23 protein-coding genes and 1 tRNA gene are annotated in these 22,347 nt (G+C 49.9%); 9 read left to right on the top strand and 15 right to left on the bottom strand.

Going from position 1 to position 22,347, the window contains the following annotated elements:
• Positions 1-65 precede the first annotated feature (65 nt).
• From AOC34_RS03135 to AOC34_RS03125, 3 genes are all read right to left on the bottom strand, one after another.
• Entirely contained in the window at positions 66-296 is a 231-nt protein-coding gene (locus AOC34_RS03135; protein WP_108468731.1) for a hypothetical protein, read from the bottom strand.
• A 64-nt stretch (positions 297-360) separates the two neighbouring features.
• Positions 361-1,659, bottom strand: coding sequence for a Y-family DNA polymerase (locus AOC34_RS03130; RefSeq protein WP_108470018.1), 1,299 nt, complete (start codon positions 1,657-1,659; stop codon positions 361-363).
• A gap of 14 nt (positions 1,660-1,673) precedes the next feature.
• Positions 1,674-2,195, bottom strand: coding sequence for a LexA family protein (locus AOC34_RS03125; RefSeq protein ID WP_108468730.1), 522 nt, complete (start codon positions 2,193-2,195; stop codon positions 1,674-1,676).
• A gap of 163 nt (positions 2,196-2,358) precedes the next feature.
• Between AOC34_RS03125 and AOC34_RS03120 the strand changes: the two genes are divergently transcribed.
• Entirely contained in the window at positions 2,359-2,733 is a 375-nt protein-coding gene (locus tag AOC34_RS03120) for a phage holin family protein (RefSeq protein WP_108468729.1), read from the top strand.
• On the opposite strand, the gene AOC34_RS03115 is transcribed toward AOC34_RS03120, so the two are convergent.
• Complete coding sequence (locus tag AOC34_RS03115) at positions 2,730-4,565, bottom strand: AsmA family protein (RefSeq protein WP_159074801.1); 1,836 nt, start codon at positions 4,563-4,565, stop codon at positions 2,730-2,732. The two genes, AOC34_RS03120 and AOC34_RS03115, sit on opposite strands and share 4 nt — an antisense overlap.
• An 85-nt stretch (positions 4,566-4,650) precedes the next feature.
• On the opposite strand from AOC34_RS03115, the gene AOC34_RS03110 reads away from it, so the two are divergent.
• The gene (locus tag AOC34_RS03110) at positions 4,651-5,268 is read left to right on the top strand and encodes a lipocalin family protein (RefSeq protein WP_108468727.1); all 618 of its coding nucleotides are present in this window, start codon (positions 4,651-4,653) and stop codon (positions 5,266-5,268) included.
• A gap of 3 nt (positions 5,269-5,271) precedes the next feature.
• A complete protein-coding gene (locus AOC34_RS03105) occupies positions 5,272-5,919 on the top strand; it encodes a histidine phosphatase family protein (RefSeq protein ID WP_108468726.1) in 648 nt (215 codons plus the stop codon).
• 21 nt (positions 5,920-5,940) lie between these two features.
• Here AOC34_RS03105 and AOC34_RS03100 read toward each other — a convergent pair whose 3' ends face one another.
• From AOC34_RS03100 to AOC34_RS03075, 6 genes are all read right to left on the bottom strand, one after another.
• Positions 5,941-6,486 (bottom strand): lipid-binding SYLF domain-containing protein, encoded by a 546-nt coding sequence (locus tag AOC34_RS03100; protein ID WP_199908315.1) that lies wholly within the window; start codon positions 6,484-6,486, stop codon positions 5,941-5,943.
• An 89-nt stretch (positions 6,487-6,575) separates the two neighbouring features.
• Positions 6,576-7,811, bottom strand: a complete 1,236-nt coding sequence (locus AOC34_RS03095) for a hypothetical protein (RefSeq protein ID WP_159074800.1) — start codon at positions 7,809-7,811, stop codon at positions 6,576-6,578.
• A gap of 99 nt (positions 7,812-7,910) precedes the next feature.
• Positions 7,911-8,000: transfer RNA gene (locus AOC34_RS03090), tRNA-Ser, on the bottom strand.
• 31 nt (positions 8,001-8,031) lie between these two features.
• Positions 8,032-9,363 (bottom strand): serine--tRNA ligase, encoded by a 1,332-nt coding sequence (gene serS / locus AOC34_RS03085; RefSeq protein WP_108468724.1) that lies wholly within the window; start codon positions 9,361-9,363, stop codon positions 8,032-8,034.
• A 24-nt stretch (positions 9,364-9,387) separates the two neighbouring features.
• Positions 9,388-10,071 carry an outer membrane lipoprotein carrier protein LolA gene (locus AOC34_RS03080; protein ID WP_108468723.1) on the bottom strand — a complete coding sequence of 228 codons (684 nt, stop codon included), beginning with the start codon at positions 10,069-10,071 and terminating at the stop codon, positions 9,388-9,390.
• Between the two features lie 8 nt (positions 10,072-10,079).
• Positions 10,080-12,383, bottom strand: coding sequence for a DNA translocase FtsK (locus AOC34_RS03075; RefSeq protein WP_108468722.1), 2,304 nt, complete (start codon positions 12,381-12,383; stop codon positions 10,080-10,082).
• Between the two features lie 38 nt (positions 12,384-12,421).
• Between AOC34_RS03075 and trxB the strand changes: the two genes are divergently transcribed.
• From trxB to glnK, 4 genes are all read left to right on the top strand, one after another.
• Positions 12,422-13,375 carry a thioredoxin-disulfide reductase gene (trxB, locus tag AOC34_RS03070; RefSeq protein ID WP_108468721.1) on the top strand — a complete coding sequence of 318 codons (954 nt, stop codon included), beginning with the start codon at positions 12,422-12,424 and terminating at the stop codon, positions 13,373-13,375.
• 101 nt (positions 13,376-13,476) lie between these two features.
• Complete coding sequence (gene ppa / locus AOC34_RS03065) at positions 13,477-14,013, top strand: inorganic diphosphatase (protein WP_108468720.1); 537 nt, start codon at positions 13,477-13,479, stop codon at positions 14,011-14,013.
• Between the two features lie 3 nt (positions 14,014-14,016).
• Positions 14,017-15,636 carry an NAD+ synthase gene (locus AOC34_RS03060; RefSeq protein WP_108468719.1) on the top strand — a complete coding sequence of 540 codons (1,620 nt, stop codon included), beginning with the start codon at positions 14,017-14,019 and terminating at the stop codon, positions 15,634-15,636.
• Between the two features lie 83 nt (positions 15,637-15,719).
• Positions 15,720-16,058, top strand: a complete 339-nt coding sequence (glnK, locus tag AOC34_RS03055; RefSeq protein ID WP_108468718.1) for a P-II family nitrogen regulator — start codon at positions 15,720-15,722, stop codon at positions 16,056-16,058.
• Between the two features lie 34 nt (positions 16,059-16,092).
• On the opposite strand, the gene AOC34_RS03050 is transcribed toward glnK, so the two are convergent.
• A complete protein-coding gene (locus AOC34_RS03050; RefSeq protein WP_108468717.1) occupies positions 16,093-17,172 on the bottom strand; it encodes a helix-turn-helix domain-containing protein in 1,080 nt (359 codons plus the stop codon).
• 126 nt (positions 17,173-17,298) lie between these two features.
• On the bottom strand, positions 17,299-17,916 hold the full coding sequence (locus AOC34_RS03045; RefSeq protein ID WP_108468716.1) for a response regulator transcription factor: 618 nt from the start codon (positions 17,914-17,916) through the stop codon (positions 17,299-17,301).
• 219 nt (positions 17,917-18,135) lie between these two features.
• On the opposite strand from AOC34_RS03045, the gene ilvD reads away from it, so the two are divergent.
• Positions 18,136-19,827 carry a dihydroxy-acid dehydratase gene (gene ilvD, locus AOC34_RS03040; RefSeq protein ID WP_108468715.1) on the top strand — a complete coding sequence of 564 codons (1,692 nt, stop codon included), beginning with the start codon at positions 18,136-18,138 and terminating at the stop codon, positions 19,825-19,827.
• 83 nt (positions 19,828-19,910) lie between these two features.
• Positions 19,911-20,849, top strand: a complete 939-nt coding sequence (locus AOC34_RS10330) for a M23 family metallopeptidase (RefSeq protein ID WP_234408142.1) — start codon at positions 19,911-19,913, stop codon at positions 20,847-20,849.
• Positions 20,850-20,937: 88 nt separating this feature from the next.
• Here AOC34_RS10330 and AOC34_RS03030 read toward each other — a convergent pair whose 3' ends face one another.
• Genes AOC34_RS03030 through AOC34_RS03020 form a run of 3 tightly spaced genes read right to left on the bottom strand, consistent with a single transcriptional unit; the run spans position 20,938 to position 22,269 of the window.
• Positions 20,938-21,414: a copper chaperone PCu(A)C gene (locus tag AOC34_RS03030; protein ID WP_108468714.1), complete on the bottom strand. Its 477-nt coding sequence runs from the start codon at positions 21,412-21,414 to the stop codon at positions 20,938-20,940.
• A 24-nt stretch (positions 21,415-21,438) separates the two neighbouring features.
• A complete protein-coding gene (locus AOC34_RS03025) occupies positions 21,439-21,852 on the bottom strand; it encodes a DUF2244 domain-containing protein (RefSeq protein ID WP_159074799.1) in 414 nt (137 codons plus the stop codon).
• Between the two features lie 27 nt (positions 21,853-21,879).
• Positions 21,880-22,269 carry a DsrE family protein gene (locus tag AOC34_RS03020; RefSeq protein ID WP_267895155.1) on the bottom strand — a complete coding sequence of 130 codons (390 nt, stop codon included), beginning with the start codon at positions 22,267-22,269 and terminating at the stop codon, positions 21,880-21,882.
• Between the last annotated feature and the right edge of the window lie 78 nt (positions 22,270-22,347).

Below are 22,347 nucleotides of genomic sequence, written 5' to 3'. Positions count from 1 at the left end.
TAATGTAAGCAATAACCCACAATGATACTGGTCATCGGAAAACTGCGTGTTTCTAGCAATGTCGCCTAGCGATAAGGCCGCGTAGCCGTTTCTAGGGCAACGGATTGGCCTTTTTCTGCCATATGGTGGAGTTTGGCCAATAACTCCTTAATCTCCCGATCGCTCAAAGGGGCAAGTTTTTCGGGGATTAGGCCGTAATTTTCGACCATCAGGCGAATGGCGCTGCGGCGACCTAGGATCTTGATTAAGAAATACAAAGCCAGTAAAACGGCTAAAGCAATGGCGAGAATGGACATAAATTGAGGGTCAAGGATTGACTAGGATGCGAAATAAGCCTGAATCTTAGCAAACCCAGCTGGCTTATCTAACAAACGGCAATTCATCCCAGCAGGTGGTGTAGTGGGGTGAGCGATTTTCAGAGCGCATGGCCCAGCCCATGGTGCTTCCCATTGCCGCCGAATGCACGGTCTTTTTTCCAAAACGGGTATTAAGCGCATCCATTACCTTCATCAATTCGGCCGATTTGTGATTCCAGCTACGGTCATCAAATAAGCTCGATTGCTGCTGCGCCTTTTCTGAAATGCCGCTCAGCACAACACCGGCTTTTTTATAGCGGTAACCGGCTTTAAAAATCCGCCCTAAACCGCTTAGTGCGGCATCCGTTAAGACCAAGGTGTCATCACAGGCCTCCACCAATCCAATTGCAATGCTTGGACTGTATTGCGGCTCACTCGGCTTAAAGTGATTGGTACGTACAAATACCTGGATCATCGCTGCTACCGACGATTGCGTTCGCAACTTTTCGCAGGCCCTGGCCATGTGGGTGGCGACGGATTCCTCAAGCTCTTCGAGGCTGATCACTGCCCTACCAAAACTACGCGACGCAATAATTTGCTGCTTAGCAGGCACTATCTGTTCCAGCTCCAAACATGAAATGCCATTAAGCTCACTGCCCGTGCGTTCCATCACTACACCAAAATGCGCTCGCAGCATTTTTGGGGAGGCGCAGCGCAAATCCCATACCGTCTTAATACCCATCGCCTGCAGGCGTAAGGTGAGCTGGCGGCCCACCCCCCATACCTCACCAACCTCGGTGATCGACAGCCAATGCTCTAGCTCTGGACTGGATAGCACATTCAGATCGCACACCCCATTGAATACAGGATGTTTTTTGGCCAGATGATTGGCTAACTTAGCCAAGGTTTTAGAAGCACCCATGCCTACGCACACCGGCAATCCAGTCCATTGCCGAATGCGACTGCGAATGACCTCTCCCATTGCAAGTGAGCTTGGGTAAAGATGGGTGACGGCATCGATACGCAAGAAACTTTCATCGATGCTATAGACCTCAATGTCCGGTGAAAAGTCGCGCAGGATGGAGACCACACGCTCACTCATGTCACCGTATAAGGTGTAGTTTGACGATAGCGCTTGTATGCCATGCTGGGCCGCTAAGTCCTTGAGCAAAAACCAGGGTGTTGCCATCTTCACGCCCAATGCCTTCACTTCACTGCTGCGCGCTACCGCACAGCCGTCGTTATTGGATAACACCACCAGCGGTACGCGCTCTAGGCGCGGCTGAAATACCCGCTCGCATGAAACATAAAAATTATTGACATCCACCAAGGCAAAATGCGCTACGCGCGACGCTACCCCCATCGCCGCCCCCATGATCAAGAATGGGTAGTGTGGCGCTGCTGGGCATGCGGCGCCGCTTTATTAATGTATTTACGCACCACACCAACCACCACACCCCAGACTTGTAGCTCAGCGCCATCCGTAAAGGTGATTGCTGGGTAGTTGGAGTTTTCAGGGCGCAACTCAATCGTGCCGCGGTATTTATACAAACGTTTGATGGTGTAGTCACCATTCACAACGGCGACGATGATGTCCTGGTGCTTAGGCTTGAGTGCTCGGTCCACCACCACCTTATCGCCATCTTCAATGCTGGCGCCCATCATCGAATCGCCGCGCACCGTAAACAAAAAGGTGGCGGGCTTATTCTGAATCAAGTACTGATTTAGATCGAGGGCATCCTCGACGTAGTCCCCTGCAGGCGAGGGAAAGCCGGCAGACAAACCGTGGACCAGTAGACGCAACTCGGAGGGTGGCGCATCGAAGGCAAGGCGTTCGGGGGCTTGGCTAAGCCCCAGCTCAGAAATGGCCTGAATCGGTCTTAAAACGGGGGGATTCATGGTGGATTTTGCTTAAAGTACTGTATAAAAACACAGTATAAACACCCCATCCTAAAAATGCCAAATTTACTAAAGGAATTGGTTTTTTAATGCTGCCGGGGCTGAATTCAGGCGCCCTCGGCTGGTAAGATCAATTGCATCCCTTTCCAGAAAGTACCCTGCCATGCCAAACCTCATTCCCTTTTTTGCGCAATGGGGTCTAACCGCCCTTTCCCTATGGGTGACGAGTTTTATTTTTGATGGTATTCAGTTTGATGGCGCAGCCGCCCTCATTGTTGCTGCCCTGGTATTGGGTTTTGCCAACGCGATTGTGAAACCCATCCTCGTTTTGCTCACACTGCCACTCACGGCCTTGACGATGGGCCTCTTCTTGCTGGTCATTAATGCACTCGTCTTGATGCTGGTCTCAACCGTGGTGAGTGGCTTTACGATCTCGAGCTTTTGGACTGCCTTCTTTGCAGGTATCTTTATTTCTGTATTTAGTCTTTTTATTGGCGCCAGCGTTTTTAAAACCGAAGTGCGTTACGAGCGTCATTAAATACGATCCCAACTGTGCATGGCCGTACGGCAAGGATGGGGTTTGTTCATAACCCCTTCCGCATTCTGCGCAACGATCGATGCGCCGCCCGTTAAAAATCCAAGGCCGAGTGTCAATGCTTGACTCACCGCCGCCTCTTTGTTGATCCCAACCTGTGGCTTAACCAAACTACCTTGTAGGCGTACCAAGCTCGCCAAATCCAGGCCCGCAGTGAGGCCTGATTTTTCTTTGGGGTAAAAAGCCAAATTAATCTGCTCGCTGTTCAGATTAACGGATCCAGCTAAAACAATATTTAAACGATCCGTTTCAACGCCGATGGAATCCCGAACAGTAACTACTCCGTTTTTGACTGGCAAATAAGCAACTGCGCACTCGAGGGTTGTTTCATTGGTCTTTTTGCGCATCGGATTAATCGCATCAAATAAGCTAATTAATACATCACCACCCTGGTTCATGAAGCTCGACGCAAGGCGCGCACTACCAATCGTAATTTGGCTTTGACCACTTAAACCGGAAGCGATTTGATTTGGACTCATGCCGCTACTCGTGAAATTAAAGGCAGCGTGCATATCACCGCCGCTCACCTTTCCTTTGGAATTGGTTGAGGCCAGCAATTGCTCTAAGGTAAAGCCGCTAGCCTGGCCTTTGAATGCCCAATTCGGCGAAGTCTGTGTATTGCCAATGCGCGCAGAGCCATCAAACTGACCGTTACCCAACTGAAATGCCATCTTGGGAATGTCCATCTGCTGCGGACTGAGGCGAACCAAGGTAACTACTTTTTTGAGCACTACCTTGCTGGGGAGTACCAACTGAGCGATATCAACATTCAGGGTGCCATTGCCACTGGGCAGGTAATCGAGCGGCAATGGAGTATCGCTAAAGAAGCGCTCGGCAGCACGTGCAGCAGTTCGAGTCTGGCTGGGTGGCGCGATAGTATTAAATACTTTCGTGGCAGTCGTATTTGCGTTGGATGCTACAGATGTTGTAGGCGATGCAGGGGAGCTGAATGCCGGTATGGCGGATAAATCGAGCTCGCCCGCTTTAAATGAAACATCAAACTGAGTGGGCTTAGCTGGATTGAGCGCTGCTTTCCCCTTGAGTTGCGAAGCTTTGCCGCCTAGCGTCACTTCAAAATCGAAATTGACATCAATTGCCTCTGTCCCTATGCTGCGCAAGACCTCCCGAATCGAGGTCATCTTGCCTTTGAGCGCCAGCGTAAACGCGTTCTGCTTTAGGTCGGCATTGATCACAGTATCGCTGCCACTCTTTTGCAGCGATAAACGCGATATCCCATAGCTACTGACGGCAGCGCCACTGGGCTGGTAATAAATCTGGCCATTGGTTAAATTAAGATTCTCAATTAACACCGTATTGCGATCTGCAGTATCGGTATCAGTGGAAGGGGATACTGTTGCGCCATTGGGCGAAGCAACGCCACTCATCAGCCAATTACCCTCGCCCTTTGCATTGGTTTCTAAATTCAGGGTCAATCCTGCCAATTGAATGCTGCTCACTTCAATGCGTCCGCTCAGCAATGGCAAAAGGCTGATTTCTAAAGCGACTTTTTCTAGGCTTGCCATTTGTGGTTTCTTGGCCCAAGCCGCATTACTTAAACTCACTTGCTCTGCCGATACGGCGATTCTCGGAAAAAATCCCAAACGCACAGGCCCTGTGATTGATAGCTCACGCCCCGTTGCTTCACGCACCTCTAGTACCAGCATCTGCGTTAACTTAGCGGGGCTAATGAGGGTACTCAAATAAGCAAACCCAATCAGCAAGGCGACCATAAGCGCGCCAAACCCAATCAGCACTCTTTTTAATGGTCGACTCATCCTGCTTTGCATATTTTTTTATCCACATATCAATATAGCGCAATCGGCCTGTCAAGGGTGGCATTGAAAGGTATACAGTATTGGTATGAACACAACCAATCCAATCACGCGCCTCCTTGGTCGATCGCTCATCGCTGCACTTTGCCTCAGTTTTAGCGCATGGGTCCCACTTTCATCGGCTCAAGCGCAATCAGGCGAGGCATCGCCCGCACCGCTCGAAGCAATTGCTTCACTGGATGTAGCTCGGTACATGGGCACATGGTACGAAGTGGCTAAGTATCCCAACTGGTTTCAGAAGCGCTGCATCGCGAACACCAGTGCAACGTATGCCATCCAGCCCAATGGCATGCTGCAGGTACTCAATCGCTGCCAAAAAGAAGATGGCTCGATGACCGATGCACTCGGTGAAGCTAAACAAGTCGGGGATGCAAACTCGCCCAAATTAAAAGTTCGCTTTGCGCCAGCCTGGCTCTCCTTTCTGCCCTTTGTTTGGGGTAATTACTGGGTCATTGATTTAGACCCGCAATACCAGCTTGCCGCTGTCAGTGAGCCGAGCCGTAAATACCTGTGGGTTTTGTCGCGCACGCAAACCGTTGAACCCAAAGCCTATGACGCCTTATTACAGCGTTTAAAGGAAAAAGGGTTTAATCTCGATGCAATTGAAATCTCAAAACAAACGACAGCAAAACCCATCACGCAATAAGCCATGAGTACGATCACCCGCATTTGTTTTGCCCGCCATGGTGAAACCGACTGGAACGCCGAACGCCGCATGCAAGGTCATATTGATATCCCACTCAATAGCCATGGGCAAGCGCAGGCCCAACTCTTAGCGCAATCCTTGCAGCGCGCCGGCCATACATTCAATCATCTCTACTCCAGTGATTTGCAGCGTGCTGCCGATACGGCTAAACAGGTATCAAGTGCATTAGGGCTTGGCATCACGATTAATCCCATCTTTCGGGAACGCCATGTTGGGGTTTTACAAGGCCTGCGCCTAGACGATGCCCCGCATGCGGTGCCAGAAGTATGGCAAGCACACCTGGCGCGCGATATTCAGCATGACTTAGGCGGCGGTGAAAGTATTCAAGCGTTTCATGAACGGGCGCAGCGCGCCTTGGCGATGCTAGTGGCCGCACACCAAGGCCAAACCATTTTGGTGGTGAGCCATGGCGGAACCCTCGATATGATGTACCGCATTGCTACCAAACAAGCATTGGATCAAGCACGAGTGGCGGTGGTCCCGAATACGTCCTTAAATTGGATTGCCTTCGATGGAAAGGCTTGGTCGGTTGAGCGCTGGGCCGATACGGATCACCTCAGCACGCTAGCCCTGGATAACGTGGACCTTTAATGCGGCCCGCAACAGATGCTCTTACTTCGCTAGCTTCGTAATCTTGTTGCCCTGAATACCAATACCTGCCATAGCGCCTTTTTGGGCGGTAATGAAGGCATAAATATCGTCTTGGGCAGTGATTGAGGTTGTCGAACTAGCTACACCTTGGTCAACCAACACAACACTTGGCCCCACCCCAATCTCAAATCCCTGGGTTGAATCTAAGGCATTTAGTGCAGATTCTTTCATGAAGAATAAGACATACGCAAACTGCTGCGCTCCTGCCTGTAGGCCATATGAGCCACCCGCAGTGTTGTAATAGGCCGCCGGTCTTCCGCCCCGTAATAAAACACCATCACCATATTGGCCGCCCACAATCAAGCCAGCCTTGGTTACCACTGGAAATACCAAGGTAGCAATGGCTTTCTCACTCAGCTTTTTTGCATTGGCGTTGCTAGCAATTAGTTGATTGAGCGCCGTACGCGCACTTCGGTCTAGTTCTGCCCTGCTCTCTGCATGGGCAAGACCAAAACAAAGGGAGAAAGATAAGAGTAAAAATACAATATAGCGTTGGGCAAAGAGCATGATTGGCATCCGATAAAGTGTGTCAGCTAGATAGCAGAATAAGACGAATTCATATTGCGCAGATTTACTTTGGGGGCTATCAATGGTGCTCATCTAATTAAAACAGCAGGCTGTTGCGGTATGCTCCCGGAGATTTTATTTAGCGTAATCATTAGCAGCAACATATCTATGACTAATGGTGAATAGCCATTGTTCTCTTTTGGGACTGAGTAATAGTCGCCGTAGGTACCAACGGTACTTGCATACAAATTAGAGGTAGACGAGGCATTCTTCTCAACGACTATTAGGGCGTATTGATTGCTCTCACCGGATTTACGGATCGTAGTGTTGGTAGTTGGGGGAAGCCTTACAAGCTTAGGATCAGTCAGATTCTGCGCTTGAACTACTTCGCCAAGATAGTTAAAGATTTGTTTAGGCGAGCGTAAATTAACCGTAAACGCAGCATTTTTATCGTTTGGATTAAATAATGCGGGCAGTTTTCCTCCGCAATAATTTGCAGAGTCATATTTCATTTCTTTTGCAGTATTTGCCATATTACCTATCAGGCATAGGTTATAGCTCACCGTTGCTTGTTGTTGATTCGGCGCTTGCTTATTACTTTGTGGCTGCTGCCCGGAAGCGGGAGCTGGCACTGCTGTCGCCACAACATCTAAACCCGACTCAAGCAGTTCATAAAGTACTTTCTCAAATTGCGGGTAATTAGGCTCAAGCGGACTGTTGACGTATCTTGAGGTTTTACCTTGTGCGTCTGTTATGTCAATCGACTCAATAGCAAGGGCAAAAAGCAACTCTCTTGGGATATTAGGATTTCTAAAATACGCAAGCCCTTTTGGTTGGACCTTACTTAAAATTCCCGACCAGAATGTTGCGTTATCAAGAGAGGATTGCGTAAAGTTAAATGATGTCCCAAGTGAAACACTAAAATTGGGAGAAACACTCGCAATGGAACCATACAAATTATTTACACTTAACGCCCCAAGCGTTAGGCCGGCTGAGTGTGATTGGCTTACATTACCTGACCCATTTATGCTGGGAATATCTAAAAAGCTTAGCGGGCGCTCTTCTGATGCTCGGATGATATTTGTAAGGACGCCATCAGTTTGATAAGCAGCAAGAGATTGGGCAAAAGTGGACGCCATATTTGTAAAGCTTGGCTTCACGGGAGTCCCTGCGCAAGCAGAAAGAAATAAAGCGCTAATTACAATTAGTCCAGCAGTTCTTAACTTAACCATATTCGTAACCAAAAAACTGTATGCCAAGTTAAATTGGCTTAGTGATAGTGTATTTTGTCTTAAAACTGTGGCAAGAGCAGTATCAATAGCCAACCGACATGCATTACCTGCTTACGCGCTCCAAAATGTACGGCCATCCTATTACAAAATTTAGCAATTCAATATATAAGTATTTGATTTATATATATTTAATGGCGGAGAGGGTGGGATTCGAACCCACGGTACCTTTGACAGTACGCCTGATTTCGAGTCAGGTACATTCGACCACTCTGCCACCTCTCCGAACCGAACTTCAATTATAGCGTTGGGATGCTTATGCCTTGGGCTTTAGGCTGGTGATGCCGCCCATATAAGGCTGCAAGGCTTTTGGTATACGAATGCTGCCATCTGCTTCCTGGAAGTTCTCAAGCAGAGCAACGCCCGTTCTACCGACTGCCAAACCCGAACCGTTCAGGGTATGGAGTAGCTCTGGCTTATTGTTGCCCACCTTGTAGCGGGCCTGCATGCGCCTAGCCTGAAAGTCACCCATATTGGAGCAGGAGCTGATTTCACGATAGGCATTTTGCGATGGAATCCAGACCTCAAGGTCATAGGTTTTCGTGCTTCCAAAACCCATATCGCCAGTGCAAAGCAATACACGGCGGTAAGGCAACTCCAGCATCTCCAAAATGGTTTCAGCATGCCGTGTTAGCTCTTCCAGGCGCCGCATTGACTCTTCGGGTTTGGTAATTTGCACCAGCTCAACTTTTTCAAATTGGTGCTGACGAATCATGCCGCGCACATCGCGCCCGTAACTGCCTGCCTCTGAGCGAAAGCACGGAGTATGCGCAACGTACATCAGTGGCAAGGCTTCTGCTGCGGTAATGGTGTCGCGTACTAAGTTCGTGACTGGCACTTCCGCTGTCGGAATTAAATAGAAGTTTTCTATGCGCTCTTCAGCGCCCTCTTCGCCCTCTTCGCCCTCTTCGCCCTCACCTATTTTGCGCGGGACCTTAAAGAGATCTTCTTCAAACTTGGGCAGCTGGCCAGTGCCGCGCATCGAAGCGGCATTCACCATAAAAGGGACATACAACTCTTCATAGGCATGCTGCCCTGTGTGCACGTCGAGCATAAATTGGGCCAAGGCGCGGTGCAGCTTTGCAAGTTGTCCCTTTAGCACCACGAAGCGTGAGCCACTGATCTTGGCGGCCGATTCAAAATCAAGCCCCAGAGGTCCGCCCAGATCAACGTGGTCTCTTACTGGAAATGAAAAAGTTGGAATGCTGCCCCACTGCTTGATTTCGAGATTGTCTTTTTCGTCTTTGCCAACGGGCACTGACTCATCGGGCAGATTTGGAATACCGGCCACAAAATCAGCGATCTCCGTTTGCAAAACGGATAGCCGGGTCGCTCCTGCCTCCATATCCGCATTCACTTGGACAGCCTCAGCCATTTCTGCAGCGGCATCTTCACCTTTGGCTTTTTTCATGCCAACGGCTTTGGAGAGTTGGTTGCGTTTAGCCTGCAACTCTTCTGTGCGCGATTGCAATTGCTTGCGCTCTACCTCTAGAGCATTAAATTGCTCTACCGGCAGAATAAATTTACGAGTAGCTAGGCGCGCTGCTACCGCGGTGATGTCTTTGCGAAGGAGTTGAGGATCGATCATGGTGCTTTAGTTTTGTGCGAAACGTTATTTTAAGCGCAAGACTTCCGCGCCAGCCGGTGGCGTGAAGGTAAAGGTGCTCGCAGGCAAGGGAATATTGAGCTGAATCTGCATTAGGCTCAGCTGCACCACGCTCCCCAATCCATCCATCAGCTCTAAAGCCCGCGGTAGGCCACCGCTCATGCCAATGGCAATCGAGGTATAGGGTAGGTCGTTGCTACCAGCCGATGGCTTTGCTTTCGGCCTGAGGTTGGCCCAGCGCAGACCAGAACGTTCAGCGCCCTCTTCCAGATCAAAGTGTTGCTCTAGCGCCCCCTCACCAAACAAGATGGCGGCTGGGGTTGATGCTAAAACTTGCCCAGCAGGCCGAAAGGTCGCTTGATTTAAATCCTTATCCCACATGATGAGCTGCTTGCCATCGGCAATCAAACGTTGCTCAAAGGGCTTTGTGGTGTCCCACACAAAGCGGCCCGGGCGCTGAAATATAAAACGTCCTTCGGTTTTGCGAATCACTTTCAGGCCTTTATCTTGAGGCTCATTGGGCTTGGGGGCACGCAATTGCTGTTGCACAAACTCCCCTTCGGCGGTTTTGGATATGCGCACAAACTGGCGCAATTGCTCAACGCCACTTTGCGCGTCTTGTGCAAACGAGGCGTTTGGTAAAGCAAGGAGTGCAGCGCAGAAGGCGCCACTTAGAAAACGGATTGTCATAATCAAACTTATTCGGGGCCGCGGACAAGGATTTCGCGGTTACCGCTGCCGCTCATTTTGGAGACCATACCGGCTTTTTCCATATCCTCGAGTAAACGGGCTGCGCGGTTATAGCCAATCCGCAAATGCCGCTGCACCAGTGATATGGATGCACGCTTGTGATCCAAAACCACTGCGACTGCCTGATCGTAGAGCGGATCAGCTTCACCACTGCCACCACCACTGAGTACGTCAATATTGGACTCATCGGCGCCCTCAAGAACACCTTCGATGTAGTTGGCTTCGCTTTTCTCTTTGAGCCATTCCACTACGCGGTGCACTTCATCGTCCGAGACAAAAGCTCCGTGTACGCGGACTGGCAAGCCAGTGCCTGGAGCCATGTAGAGCATGTCGCCCATACCTAATAGGGCTTCGGCACCCTGCTGATCGAGGATAGTACGGCTGTCGATTTTGCTGCTCACCTGAAATGAAATCCGCGTCGGTACGTTGGCTTTGATCAAGCCCGTAATCACGTCTACGCTGGGCCGCTGTGTAGCGAGTACCAAATGGATGCCGGCTGCGCGGGCTTTTTGTGCAATCCGCGCGATCAATTCTTCGATCTTTTTGCCAGAGACCATCATCAGATCAGCGAGCTCATCGATCACAATCACAATCACGGGGGCTTTGTAGATTGGCTCAGGATCATCCGGCGTCAAACTAAATGGGTTGGTGAGCTTCTCCCCTTTTTCTTCTGCCTCGAGAATCTTTTTATTAAAGCCCGCTAAATTACGTACCCCAAACTTACTCATGAGTTTGTAGCGGCGCTCCATCTCATTCACTGCCCAATTGAGTGCGTTATAGGCCTGCTTCATATCGGTTACAACGGGGCAAAGCAAATGGGGGATCTTGTCGTACATCGCCATTTCTAACATCTTGGGATCGATCAAGATCAAGCGTACTTCGTCAGGCTTGGCCTTAAACAGGATCGACAAAATCATGGCATTAATACCAACTGATTTACCAGCGCCCGTCGTACCAGCCACCAAGCAATGCGGCATCTTCGCCAAATCCGCCACCATTGGGCTGCCCGAAATGTCTTTACCTAAGGCCAAGGTGAGCAGCGAATGATTGTCGTTGTACACCTGTGAGCTGAGAATTTCAGAGAGGTAAACCGATTGGCGGGTGGGGTTAGGCAACTCCAAAGCCATGCAGGTTTTGCCGGGAATAGTCTCCACCACACGCAAGCTCACCAGCCCCAATGATCGCGATAGATCACGTGACAAATTAACAATCTGACTGCCTTTGACACCAATCGCTGGCTCGATTTCGTAACGCGTGACTACCGGGCCTGGGTAAGCTGCAATCACTTTGACTTCAACGCCGAATTCGTCGAGCTTGCGCTCAATCAGACGCGAGGTAAATTCCAAAATATCGACAGAGATGGTCTCCTTGGCTTCAGGCACCTCATCCAATAAAGATAGTGGTGGCAATTCTGAATCGGGAATATCCACAAACAAGGGTTGTTGTTTCTCACGCTCAACCCGCACACTCTTGGCAATCTGCAAGGGTGCGCGCACAATTTGAACTGCAGGAGCAATTTCAACCCGGCCGCGCACTTCTTCTACGAACTCTTCACGCTCTTCCGCCGCTTGCTCACCAATCTTAAAGTCCTCAACCCGTTCACGACGTTCCCGCAGACGTCGATAGGCAAGCTCCAAGGATCGCCCCACCTGCTCGGCAACGTTCAGCCAAGAGAAGCGTAAAAATAAAGAGAGGCCAGCAAAGAGACCAAACAGTAGCAATACGGTGGATCCAGTAAAACCGAGGACCATCACCAAGGGATCGCCAATTAACTCACCTAAGATACCGCCCGGAGGCCTCGGCAAGGGAATTGCTAAGGAATGCAAGCGAATCGACTCAAGACCCATGCTCGAGCACAGGGTCAATCCAAAACCAAGCCAACGTACGAGCAGCGAATCAGGCTTGGCATCAGGGTCCAGCGGCAATGGAACGCTCCATAACTCACGCCAACCCGTAATTACACGGCGCCCAAAGAGTACGATCCACCAAAAAGCAGACACCCCAAATATGTAGAGCATTAAATCGGCAGTCCAGGCCCCAAAACGACCGCCGACATTGCTTGGCGCATCAAAACTAGCATGTGACCAGGCTGGATCGGACTTGGAATAGGTTATTAAAACCGCGAGCAAGCCAAGGCATAGCCCCAGGGTCAAAAACCAACGGATTTCGAGAAAAAGGCGGGGCATTCGTCCCTGCCCGCTATCCTGAGGCGGTAGCTTGGATTTAGTGGGGGATTGGGTCGATTTAGCCATGTTCCCTGATTGTAATCAAGCAATCCTATAATTAGCTTATGACTACCACTCCAAAACACAGCAAAGTCCTGATTCTGGGCTCTGGCCCCGCAGGCTACAGTGCCGCAGTTTATGCTGCCCGCGCCAATTTACAACCTACCCTCATCACCGGAATGGCCCAAGGCGGTCAATTGATGACCACCACGGATGTGGAAAACTGGCCGGCTGATCCGGACGGGGTTCAAGGACCCGAGCTGATGGACCGTTTTTTAAAGCACGCGGAGCGCTTCAACACCGAAATCATTTTTGATCACATTCATACTGCAGCCCTCTCCGAAAAGCCCATTCGCCTGGTGGGTGACTCTGGTACGTACACTTGCGATGCCCTAATCATTGCTACAGGGGCCTCGGCACAATACCTTGGCCTACCGAGCGAAGAAGCCTTTATGGGTCGCGGCGTTTCTGGCTGCGCTACCTGCGATGGCTTTTTTTATCGCAACCAAGATGTGTGCGTGGTTGGTGGCGGCAACACAGCCGTTGAAGAAGCGCTCTACCTCACTGGCATTGCTCGTAAGGTCACCGTGATTCATCGCCGCGATAAATTCCGTGCCGAGCCTATTTTGAATGATCGCCTAATGGCGAAAGTAGCCGAAGGCAAAGTTGAACTCAAGCTCAATGCCACCCTGGACGAAGTCCTAGGCGATGAAAAAGGCGTTACCGGCGTGCGCATTGCCAAGCAGGACGGCAGTAAAGAAGATATTCCTGTAATGGGTGCATTCATTGCGATTGGCCACAAGCCCAATACCGAATTGTTTGTTGGCCAGCTGGATATGGAAGGTGGTTATATCAAGACCCAATCCGGATTAGTTGGAAACGCAACAGCAACAAACATTCAAGGCGTCTTTGCGGCTGGCGATGTGCAGGATCACATTTACCGCCAAGCCATTACCAGTGCGGGTACGGGCTGTATGGCCGCTCTGGATGCGCAGCGCTATTTAGAAACCCTGGAGTAACTTCTATCGAGAGTGCCTTTATTTTGTCGATGCGCGGGTTTAGCGCAAAGCAATAGCATGAATGAAATCAATCACCCCTTTTATTATTGTTTGGAGCGTATATGAGCCTTAATCTAGTCAATCCCGGTAAAAAAATTCCTGAGAATTTCAATGTGATTATTGAGATCCCAATGAACGCGGATCCGATCAAGTACGAAGTCGATAAAGAATCAGGCGCCCTGTTTGTTGATCGTTTTATGGGCACTGCCATGCATTACCCCTGCAACTACGGTTACATTCCGCAAACCATTGCTGGCGATGGCGACCCGGTTGATGTCCTCGTCATTACTCCCTTCCCCCTGGTTCCCGGTGTTGTCATTAGCTGCCGCGCGATTGGTGTATTACAGATGGAAGACGAAGGCGGCGAAGATGCTAAGTTGTTGGCTGTGCCTGAAGACCGCATTCTGCCGATTTATTCCCACTGGCAAAAACCAGAAGACTTGAATGCCTTGACCCTCAATCAAATTAAGCACTTTTTTGAGCACTACAAAGACCTCGAAAAAGGTAAATGGGTGAAGGTTCGTGGTTGGGGCGGCGTTGCCGATGCCCATAAAGAAATCCTCGAAGGAATTGAACGGAACAATAAGGAAAAGGCATAAGCCTTGACGCCATTTCACATTGCCCTTGCTCAAATCAACCCCGTGGTGGGGGATTTGAGCGGCAATGCGAAGTTAATTGGTGAGGCGGCCGCAGTCGCCCACCGCGCTGGTGCGAAGTTACTCGTCACCCCAGAGCTAGCCCTGACGGGCTACCCCCCTGAAGACTTATTACTACGCCCTGCTTTTATTGAGGCGGCGGCAGATACCTTAGATCAATTACGCATTGCTTTGGCGGCATTCCCCGGCTTAGCGGTTGTGGTGGGCCATCCCCTAAAGACCCCACAGGGATTGCACAATGCTGCATCCGTATTGCGAGATGGGAAGTGCATTGCAAGCTACGCCAAACACGAGTTACCCAATAACGAAGTCTTTGATGAAGTACGTTACTTCATCCCTGGCAATGCGCCCTGTGTGTTTGATATCGATGGCTGCGCGATTGGCGTGATCATTTGTGAGGACGCTTGGCATGCGGGCCCTGCTGTGCAAGCAAAAGCTGCTGGTGCCCAGGTGTTAATTTCACTCAATGCATCGCCCTACCATTTGCATAAAGAAAATTTACGCTTAGAGGTGCTGCGTAAGGTCATTGGCGCAACCGGTTTACCGTTGATTTATGTGAACGCCGTTGGCGGCCAAGATGAGCTGGTCTTTGATGGCGGCTCCTTTGCGCTCGATGCCAATGGCTTAGTGGCCACCGCAATGCCCCAGTTTGAAAGCGGCATTGGTCTAGTGGCCATCGGCCAAGATGGTCAGCCTGAGCTCGGGGTAATTGCGCCCTCGGCCAGCATGGAATCGCAAGCCTATTCCGCCCTGGTACTGGGCGTGCGCGATTATGTACAAAAGAACGGATTTCCGGGCGTCATCATTGGTTTATCTGGCGGGGTTGATTCCGCTTTGGTTCTGGCCATCGCAGTGGATGCCTTGGGCGCTGAGCAGGTGCGCGCAGTGATGATGCAATCGCCCTACACTGCCGAGATATCGTGGGTGGATGCGCGCGCATTAGCGGGTAATCTCGGCGTGCAATACGATGAAATTCCGATTGGCTCGGCGGTAGATGCATTGGAAGGTGCACTTGCAAGTCAGTTTGCTGGCCTCGCGCTAGATACCACCGAAGAAAACATTCAGGCCCGCGTGCGCGGCACTCTCTTGATGGCCCTATCGAATAAAACCGGCCGTCTGGTTTTAACCACCGGTAACAAAAGTGAAATGGCTGTCGGCTATTGCACGCTCTATGGTGATATGGCGGGCGGCTTTGCAGTGATCAAAGATATTCCCAAGACCCTGGTCTACAAGCTGTGCGCCTATCGCAATACCTTAGCCCCAGTCATTCCAGAGCGAATCTTAACGCGCGCCCCTTCTGCCGAGTTACGCCCAGACCAAACCGATCAAGATAGCCTGCCTCCCTATGCATTGCTCGACGCCATTGTGGAGGGGTATATGGAGCAAAACCAGTCGATTGCATCCTTAATTGGGCGGGGTTTTGATGAGGCCAGTGTGCGCAAGATAACCCGCCTAATCAAACTCAATGAATACAAGCGACGCCAGGCCCCGCCAGGTGTCCGCATTACAACCCGAGCATTTGGCCGGGATTGGCGTTACCCCATTACATCTCGGTTTTTGGCTTAACTTAATACAGTAAGTTTGGGTGTATTGGATTACCAAGACGCGCCGGCGGGTTTTGGGTATGATTACTGCAATAGGGGAATTTTATGAAATTAATTACATCCATCATTAAGCCGTTCAAACTCGATGAGGTCCGTGAAGCACTGGCTGAAGTCGGCGTTACTGGCCTCACCGTTACTGAAGTCAAAGGGTTTGGTCGTCAAAAAGGTCACACTGAACTCTATCGCGGCGCTGAATACGTCGTTGACTTTTTGCCCAAGGTCAAAGTAGAGGTTGTGGTTGCGAGTGATCGCGTTGAAAGCGTAATCGAGGCAATTACCAAAGCCGCACGTACGGGCAAGATTGGCGATGGCAAGATTTTTGTGAGTCCAATCGAGCAAGCCATCCGGATCCGAACCGGTGAAGCCAACGAGGATGCAGTTTAAGTTACAACGCGATTAATCTACTGGTGAGGTACTGCTAGTCAGCCTGTACTAGCAACATACCTTTCATGTCAGCAGTATTGGGACGAATACGTAATCCCTGAAAAAATATTTCCGCAGAACCAAGCGCCGCAGAGCTCAGCAATTTAAATGGCGGCTTACCGTAAAAAGAGTGGCCTGCGCCCGGCTCTACTGTCTTGCTCTGTACTAGGCCGTCGGCATCAATCACGCATAGCAATTGCGCTGAGTTGACCCTAACAAAAACAAAATTACCTGGCTTGCCTGCTGTCGAAGGTTTATAACTTTCAATTACCCCATCCACTGGCGGACACCCCGAAGCAACCGCCGTTACTGGCGATGGACTTGAGACTGCCGGTGGTAATGCTGGAGCAGCAGGCGCAGGAGTTGGGCTGGCCTCTGTAGCGGGCGGATTGCTTGGCGCAGGATCCGCCGCTGGTGCGCTGGGTAGCGCAACCTCTTCTACCGGTTTTGCTTTGCCCATCGCTGCATCCAGTTTGTCTCTCAACAGGGGCTGAAACTGTACTAGGGCAAATACAAGTGCTACTGCCGGAAGTAACCACACCCATTTTTTACCGGACGACTTGCGTTCACGCGTAGCAAAAAGTACCTGCTTATTTGGTTCTGGATCTGGCTCCACCAAAACAGGTTTCGAATTTGGCTCACTGAATGCCGGAGACGCTAGGTCACTTTTTCTTTTTTTGCCAGCTGTTTTCTTTACTTCATTTGGCTCATCTTCTGTTGCTTGAACCACTTCTACTGTATTCGCTGGCGAAGTGGTCTTAGGTGCATCAAACTGCTCTGCTGCTTTTGCTTCATCAGCTAAGGGTTGTGACTCAACAAAAGGTAACTCTGCTTGCGGCCCAAAATCAAATGCATCTTTTTCGTCGAGTTGGATTAATTTAGCTACTTTTCTAGCGGCAACCAATTTAATTGTAGGCGAGTAAAAACTACTACTCTGTCCGTTCTCGATCTGCTGAATTTGCTTCCTTGAAAGGCAAGCCTGAAGCGCTAACTGCTCGACCGACATGGCACATTTTTCCCGTGCTGCAATGAATGCTGCACAGCGTATTTCTGGTGAGGATTGCTTTTGCACCATCTATTTAGCTTTTAGCTACCGGCCGTATAAAAAGAATGCTCTTTATTTAACAAAATTATCAATTGAATATCGTATTTAATAAATTCACCCAAGAGCTAATCGGACTCAATGCATTCATAGGCCGGTTCACGCTTCCTCAAGGGAGGCTTCTAAATACGACTTCACTAAACCCTGCAATGAATCTGCCCGCATTTTTTCCATGACGCGCGCCTTATGCACTTTGATCGTGGCATCGGTGGTACCCAGCTTTACTGCAATGTCTTTATTCAAGAGGCCTTGGACCAGCAAGCGGCAAACCTCTTTTTCGCGTGGAGTCAGGGTAGCGAAGTAGCGCTTCACCTCAACGTCTTTCGAGACCCGCTTAAACTGACGGCGATCAAACTCAATTGCATCGGCTACGGAATTTAATAAATCCTCTAAATTAAAGGGCTTAAATAGAAAATCCAAGGCCCCTTTTTTAAGGCTCTTTACAATCTGCTGCGGATGGCTTTGGCCGCTAATGAAGACGATTGGCGTTTTACGCCCGATTCGTGCCAACTCTTCCTGCAAGTCGAGGCCTGTCATATCTGGCATCTGCATATCAAGCAAAATAACTGCTGGTGAGATGGGAACCGAATGCTCGATAAAGGCTTTCGCGCTCGCAAAATCATGCACGTTGTAGCCCAACTCGCGCAGCATCCTGCTCAAGGAGGTCCGCATTGACTCGTCATCGTCAACCAAATACACGTGACCCGATTTATTCATCTATCCATCCTAAATTGCCAATACGGCAAATGTAATAGAAGTGCTGCACTTTAGATATTAGCTTAATGGCTAACTTTTTATGCCTAAGGTACTGGTTTTATTGTGCTTTTTAAATATTGCAGTGCAGCAATATATCTCCCCAGAATTGTCCGTACATTGCTCCATCCCTGCTCATTGCACAATAGAGGTTTTTCCCCAATTACAGATGGAGTCCGCCGCATGAAACGCCTCAATGAACGCTCGAGAATGGTTACCGAAGGTGTTGCACGCGCACCCAACCGCTCCATGTATTACGCCATGGGATACAAGGATGGGGATTTCACTAAACCCATGGTGGGCGTGGCCAACGGCCACTCAACCGTAACGCCTTGCAACAGCGGCTTGCAGAAACTGGCTGACGCCGCCATTGAAGCGCTAGAGGCGGCCGGGGCTAAAGCCCAAGTATTTGGCACCCCCACCATTTCAGATGGCATCGGCATGGGTACCGAAGGCATGAAGTACTCCCTCGTCTCGCGCGAAGTCATCGCAGACAGCATTGAGTGCTGCGTGAACGGCCTATGGCAAGACGGCGTAGTCGTCATTGGTGGCTGCGATAAAAATATGCCGGGTGGCATGATGGCCATGGCCCGTACCAATGTACCAAGCATCTATGTGTATGGCGGCACAATTCAGCCAGGACACTACAAAGGCAAACAGCTCAATATTGTGTCGGCTTTTGAAGCGGTAGGTGAGTTTACGTCTGGACGCTTAAGTGAAGAAGACTTCAAGGGCATTGAGCAGAATGCCTGTCCAAGCAGTGGCTCTTGTGGTGGCATGTATACCGCCAACACCATGAGCTCCGCTTTTGAGGCGCTCGGCATGAGTCTCCCCTATTCATCAACCATGTCCAATGTGGACGCAGAGAAAGTGGCTAGCGCTGCGGAGTCAGCACGTGTAGTGGTTGAGGCAGTCAAAAACAATTTGCGCCCACGCGACATCATCACCAAAAAATCCATTGAAAACGCGGTGAGCGTCATCATGGCCGTTGGCGGCTCAACCAATGCGGTATTGCATTTCTTGGCCATTACCAGCGCCGCTGATATTGATTGGAGCATCGACGATTTTGAACGGATTCGCAAACGCGTTCCGGTGATTGCCGATATGAAACCATCGGGTACTTATTTGGCAACCGACTTACATCAAGCCGGTGGCATTCCGCAGATCATGAAAATCTTGCTCGATGGCGGCTTGCTGCACGGTGATTGCATGACAATTACTGGCAAGACAATTGCCGAAGTTCTGAAAGACGTTCCTTCCGTACCCCGCGCAGACCAAAAAGTCATTCGTACTTTAGATAATCCGATGTATGCCGAAGGCCATCTGGCCATTCTGAAAGGCAATATTTCGCCCGAAGGTTGCGTAGCCAAAATCACTGGCCTGAAGAACCCATCGATTACTGGACCAGCTCGGGTATTTGACTCTGAAGATCTGGCAATGGAAGCCATCATGGCAAACAAAATTAAGGCGGGCGATATTGTGGTGATTCGCTACGAAGGTCCTAAGGGCGGTCCTGGCATGCGTGAAATGCTATCCCCCACATCGGCACTCGTTGGCCAGGGCTTGGGCGAAAGCGTGGGCCTGATTACCGATGGCCGCTTCTCTGGCGGAACCTGGGGTATGGTTGTGGGCCACGTGGCACCGGAAGCCTATGTTGGCGGCACGATCGCACTGATCAACGAAGGGGATTCGGTCACCATTGATGCCCATAAGTTATTGATTCAACTGAATGTTGCAGATGATGAAATTGCTAAACGGCGCGCAGCCTGGAAGCAACCCAAACCACGTTACACCCGTGGTCTGCTCGCCAAATACGCCAGTACAGCAAGTAGCGCAAGCAAGGGAGCAGTAACCGACTTGGATTTAAAGATCTAGTTGAGCTTACTTAACATCCCCTCCGCTCCGTGCAGAGGGGATGCGTTAAAATAGAAGGTTCCCTTACTTCTAGTTAATAAGCAATGCAGCTGATTTGGATCTCAGGATCAACCTCCCAGGTTAAAAAAATCAATATAACGTGGCGCGGCATAGCAAAGCTTGCGGTCGCGACATCCCTCATCGCCATCACACTTGGGGTCCTGATCCATTTTCTTGGATTTAAGGTAGCAATTCAGTTCAATCCCGATTTAGCGCGCAATGTTGGTGGGATCATTACAGCGCAAGAAAAGCATGCGACTGAAGTACGCTATCGGCAACAATTTAATGAGCTTCAGACTCAACTGACGCAATTGAGTGAGCGTATTTTAGAAATAAAACAGTACAAAGAGGGCATTACGGAACTCGTCACACCATTCCCACTGAAGAACAAAATGGCGGGCAATAGCAGTAAGGGCGGCCCATACCAACCCATCTTATTTAATCCAGCTGCCGAGGGTCCGTTAGTTGAAGATCTGAACCTGGCTTTGAATAACAGCGCACTCCTCAATCAAGGCATTAAAAAACTAGAGGAAACATGGCGCGACCAGCACCAATGGCTTCGCCAGCTGCCGACGGGCTCGCCCATCGTTAATCAAGTTGGACTCTCGAGTAATTATGGAACCCGAATTGATCCGTTTACCAATTTACTAGCCCAGCACCCCGGGGTAGATTTTTCTGCGCCGACTGGCACACCGATTCTTGCGGCGGGTGATGGCCTTGTGTTGCGCGCTGAATACGATAGCGCCTACGGCAACTTTATTGAAATTGCGCATGCTGATCAATTTGTTTCCAAATACGCGCACGCAAGTAAGATGCATGTCAAAGCCGGTCAGCGCATTCAACGCGGTCAAGTGATTGCGGAAGTGGGAAATACTGGAAGATCCACTGGCCCACATTTGCATTATGAGATCAGCCACCAAGGCAAAATGATTAATCCGATGCAAATTCTTAGAATACAAAGCGTTAAATTAGCAGCACAGTAAAACGATTGGGTCGCCTAGTCAGTTGACGCCCCTTGGGGCAAATGTAAAAGAGCGCCGCAGCGCCCTTTTTAACCACATAAAGCACTATTTAGTGCTTAGGACCGTGCCCATGACCGCCTGGGGCATTGACTGGCATCTTTACCTCCACCTCACCTGCTTTGGCAAACTTCAGCTTCACCGGCACAGACTCACCCGCCTTCAGGGGTGCCTTGATGTTCATAAACATGATATGCAAACCACCTGGCTTGAGTTCGACAGCGCCATTAGCAGGTACATCAATTTGCTTTACTTCACGCATGCGCATGACATTGTTATCCATAGTCATGGTGTGCAACTGCACATCGTCCGAGACTGTGGAAGTTGCAGAGATCAATTGATCAGCAGCGCCACTGCTCGTAATTTTCATAAAGCCACCCGCTGCTGCTTGGCCTGGGACGGTAGCACGGGTATAGGCGCCATTGACGGCAATGCTGCCTACTTTTGCATCCTGGGCATAAGCAGCCGAATGCATTCCGCAAGTAAAAAGTCCTGCGGCAATAATTCCACTCAATTTATAACTTGTCATGGTTGTGATTTCCTTTTTAAAAATTTAATTTAGGTACATCTTGAGTTCTTTCTCAAACTGAGGAAGATTATCTCGGTTTACAAAAATACCAATCGGCATTTCTTGATCGGCGTGTTTGAGAACTAAACGATACAAATGTTTTTCTGTTCGGCTAATTCGAGCCCATACGGTATTAAGTTCTTTTCTTTCCAGCTTACCGCCCCAGCTTTTTTCAATCGTCATGTTTTTGCCATCGATCGTGATCTTTTCATAATCGAGGGCATGGCGACTATATACGTATAGGGCAATGGTCAAAGCGGTGATTTCAATGCAGGTAAAAATCAAAACCATCCAAACGCCCATGAGCAGAAACGAGCCGGCCACTAAGAGCGAAAAAAAGACAATCGAGGCATAGAAATACCCCACCTGCTTCGGTGAAAAGGAACAGTTTCGTTTCATAAGCCAAATGCGCATGGCAATACTGTACTACCAGCTCAAGGTCTTTGTATTTGGCTTAAACAAGGCCTCGCCAGTTACCTTAGCGCCCCCTAATTTGATGCCCGGCAATAAATCCGCCTCAGCAAAACCATAATGCCGCAAGCAAGGTGGGCACATAATGACCAGACCCCCTTTAGCAATGATGTCGGATAGCATTTTCTGCTGAGCTGGGTACTTTTCAGCCCCCGATTTAACCCCCAAAAATACCCCCTTATCGCTCAAAAATACGCTGAGCGGATGCCCAGCATCGGCCATATGGCCCCCTAAATTCAACGCCATGGTGGCGCGGTGGGGCTCATCACTCGTTAGGCTAACAAAAAGTGGGTCATTGGGCCCAGAGTTACAGACAACGAGAGCATTGCCAGAATGGCAAGCAATGTTGTTTTAATAGAACGATAGATCATAGTCTTCCTTTGGTGAATAAGTAATGGGTATGGGTTGATTAAATATGGACAT

This window comes from Polynucleobacter difficilis (assembly GCF_003065365.1).
Lineage (GTDB): Bacteria > Pseudomonadota > Gammaproteobacteria > Burkholderiales > Burkholderiaceae > Polynucleobacter > Polynucleobacter difficilis.
The sequence above is the reverse complement of the archived record's forward strand: the minus strand, read 5'-3'. Positions and strand labels throughout refer to the sequence as shown.

Coding starts and splice junctions, on each gene's coding strand:
- AOC34_RS03135 (WP_108468731.1), bottom strand. CDS start 296: ATGTCCATTCTCGCCATTGCTTTAGCCGTTTTACTGGCTTTGTATTTC.
- AOC34_RS03130 (WP_108470018.1), bottom strand. CDS start 1,659: ATGGGGGTAGCGTCGCGCGTAGCGCATTTTGCCTTGGTGGATGTCAAT.
- AOC34_RS03125 (WP_108468730.1), bottom strand. CDS start 2,195: ATGAATCCCCCCGTTTTAAGACCGATTCAGGCCATTTCTGAGCTGGGG.
- AOC34_RS03120 (WP_108468729.1), top strand. CDS start 2,359: ATGCCAAACCTCATTCCCTTTTTTGCGCAATGGGGTCTAACCGCCCTT.
- AOC34_RS03115 (WP_159074801.1), bottom strand. CDS start 4,565: ATGAGTCGACCATTAAAAAGAGTGCTGATTGGGTTTGGCGCGCTTATG.
- AOC34_RS03110 (WP_108468727.1), top strand. CDS start 4,651: ATGAACACAACCAATCCAATCACGCGCCTCCTTGGTCGATCGCTCATC.
- AOC34_RS03105 (WP_108468726.1), top strand. CDS start 5,272: ATGAGTACGATCACCCGCATTTGTTTTGCCCGCCATGGTGAAACCGAC.
- AOC34_RS03100 (WP_199908315.1), bottom strand. CDS start 6,486: ATGCTCTTTGCCCAACGCTATATTGTATTTTTACTCTTATCTTTCTCC.
- serS (WP_108468724.1), bottom strand. CDS start 9,363: ATGATCGATCCTCAACTCCTTCGCAAAGACATCACCGCGGTAGCAGCG.
- AOC34_RS03080 (WP_108468723.1), bottom strand. CDS start 10,071: ATGACAATCCGTTTTCTAAGTGGCGCCTTCTGCGCTGCACTCCTTGCT.
- AOC34_RS03075 (WP_108468722.1), bottom strand. CDS start 12,383: ATGGCTAAATCGACCCAATCCCCCACTAAATCCAAGCTACCGCCTCAG.
- trxB (WP_108468721.1), top strand. CDS start 12,422: ATGACTACCACTCCAAAACACAGCAAAGTCCTGATTCTGGGCTCTGGC.
- ppa (WP_108468720.1), top strand. CDS start 13,477: ATGAGCCTTAATCTAGTCAATCCCGGTAAAAAAATTCCTGAGAATTTC.
- glnK (WP_108468718.1), top strand. CDS start 15,720: ATGAAATTAATTACATCCATCATTAAGCCGTTCAAACTCGATGAGGTC.
- AOC34_RS03050 (WP_108468717.1), bottom strand. CDS start 17,172: ATGGTGCAAAAGCAATCCTCACCAGAAATACGCTGTGCAGCATTCATT.
- AOC34_RS03045 (WP_108468716.1), bottom strand. CDS start 17,916: ATGAATAAATCGGGTCACGTGTATTTGGTTGACGATGACGAGTCAATG.
- ilvD (WP_108468715.1), top strand. CDS start 18,136: ATGAAACGCCTCAATGAACGCTCGAGAATGGTTACCGAAGGTGTTGCA.
- AOC34_RS10330 (WP_234408142.1), top strand. CDS start 19,911: ATGCAGCTGATTTGGATCTCAGGATCAACCTCCCAGGTTAAAAAAATC.
- AOC34_RS03030 (WP_108468714.1), bottom strand. CDS start 21,414: ATGACAAGTTATAAATTGAGTGGAATTATTGCCGCAGGACTTTTTACT.
- AOC34_RS03025 (WP_159074799.1), bottom strand. CDS start 21,852: ATGAAACGAAACTGTTCCTTTTCACCGAAGCAGGTGGGGTATTTCTAT.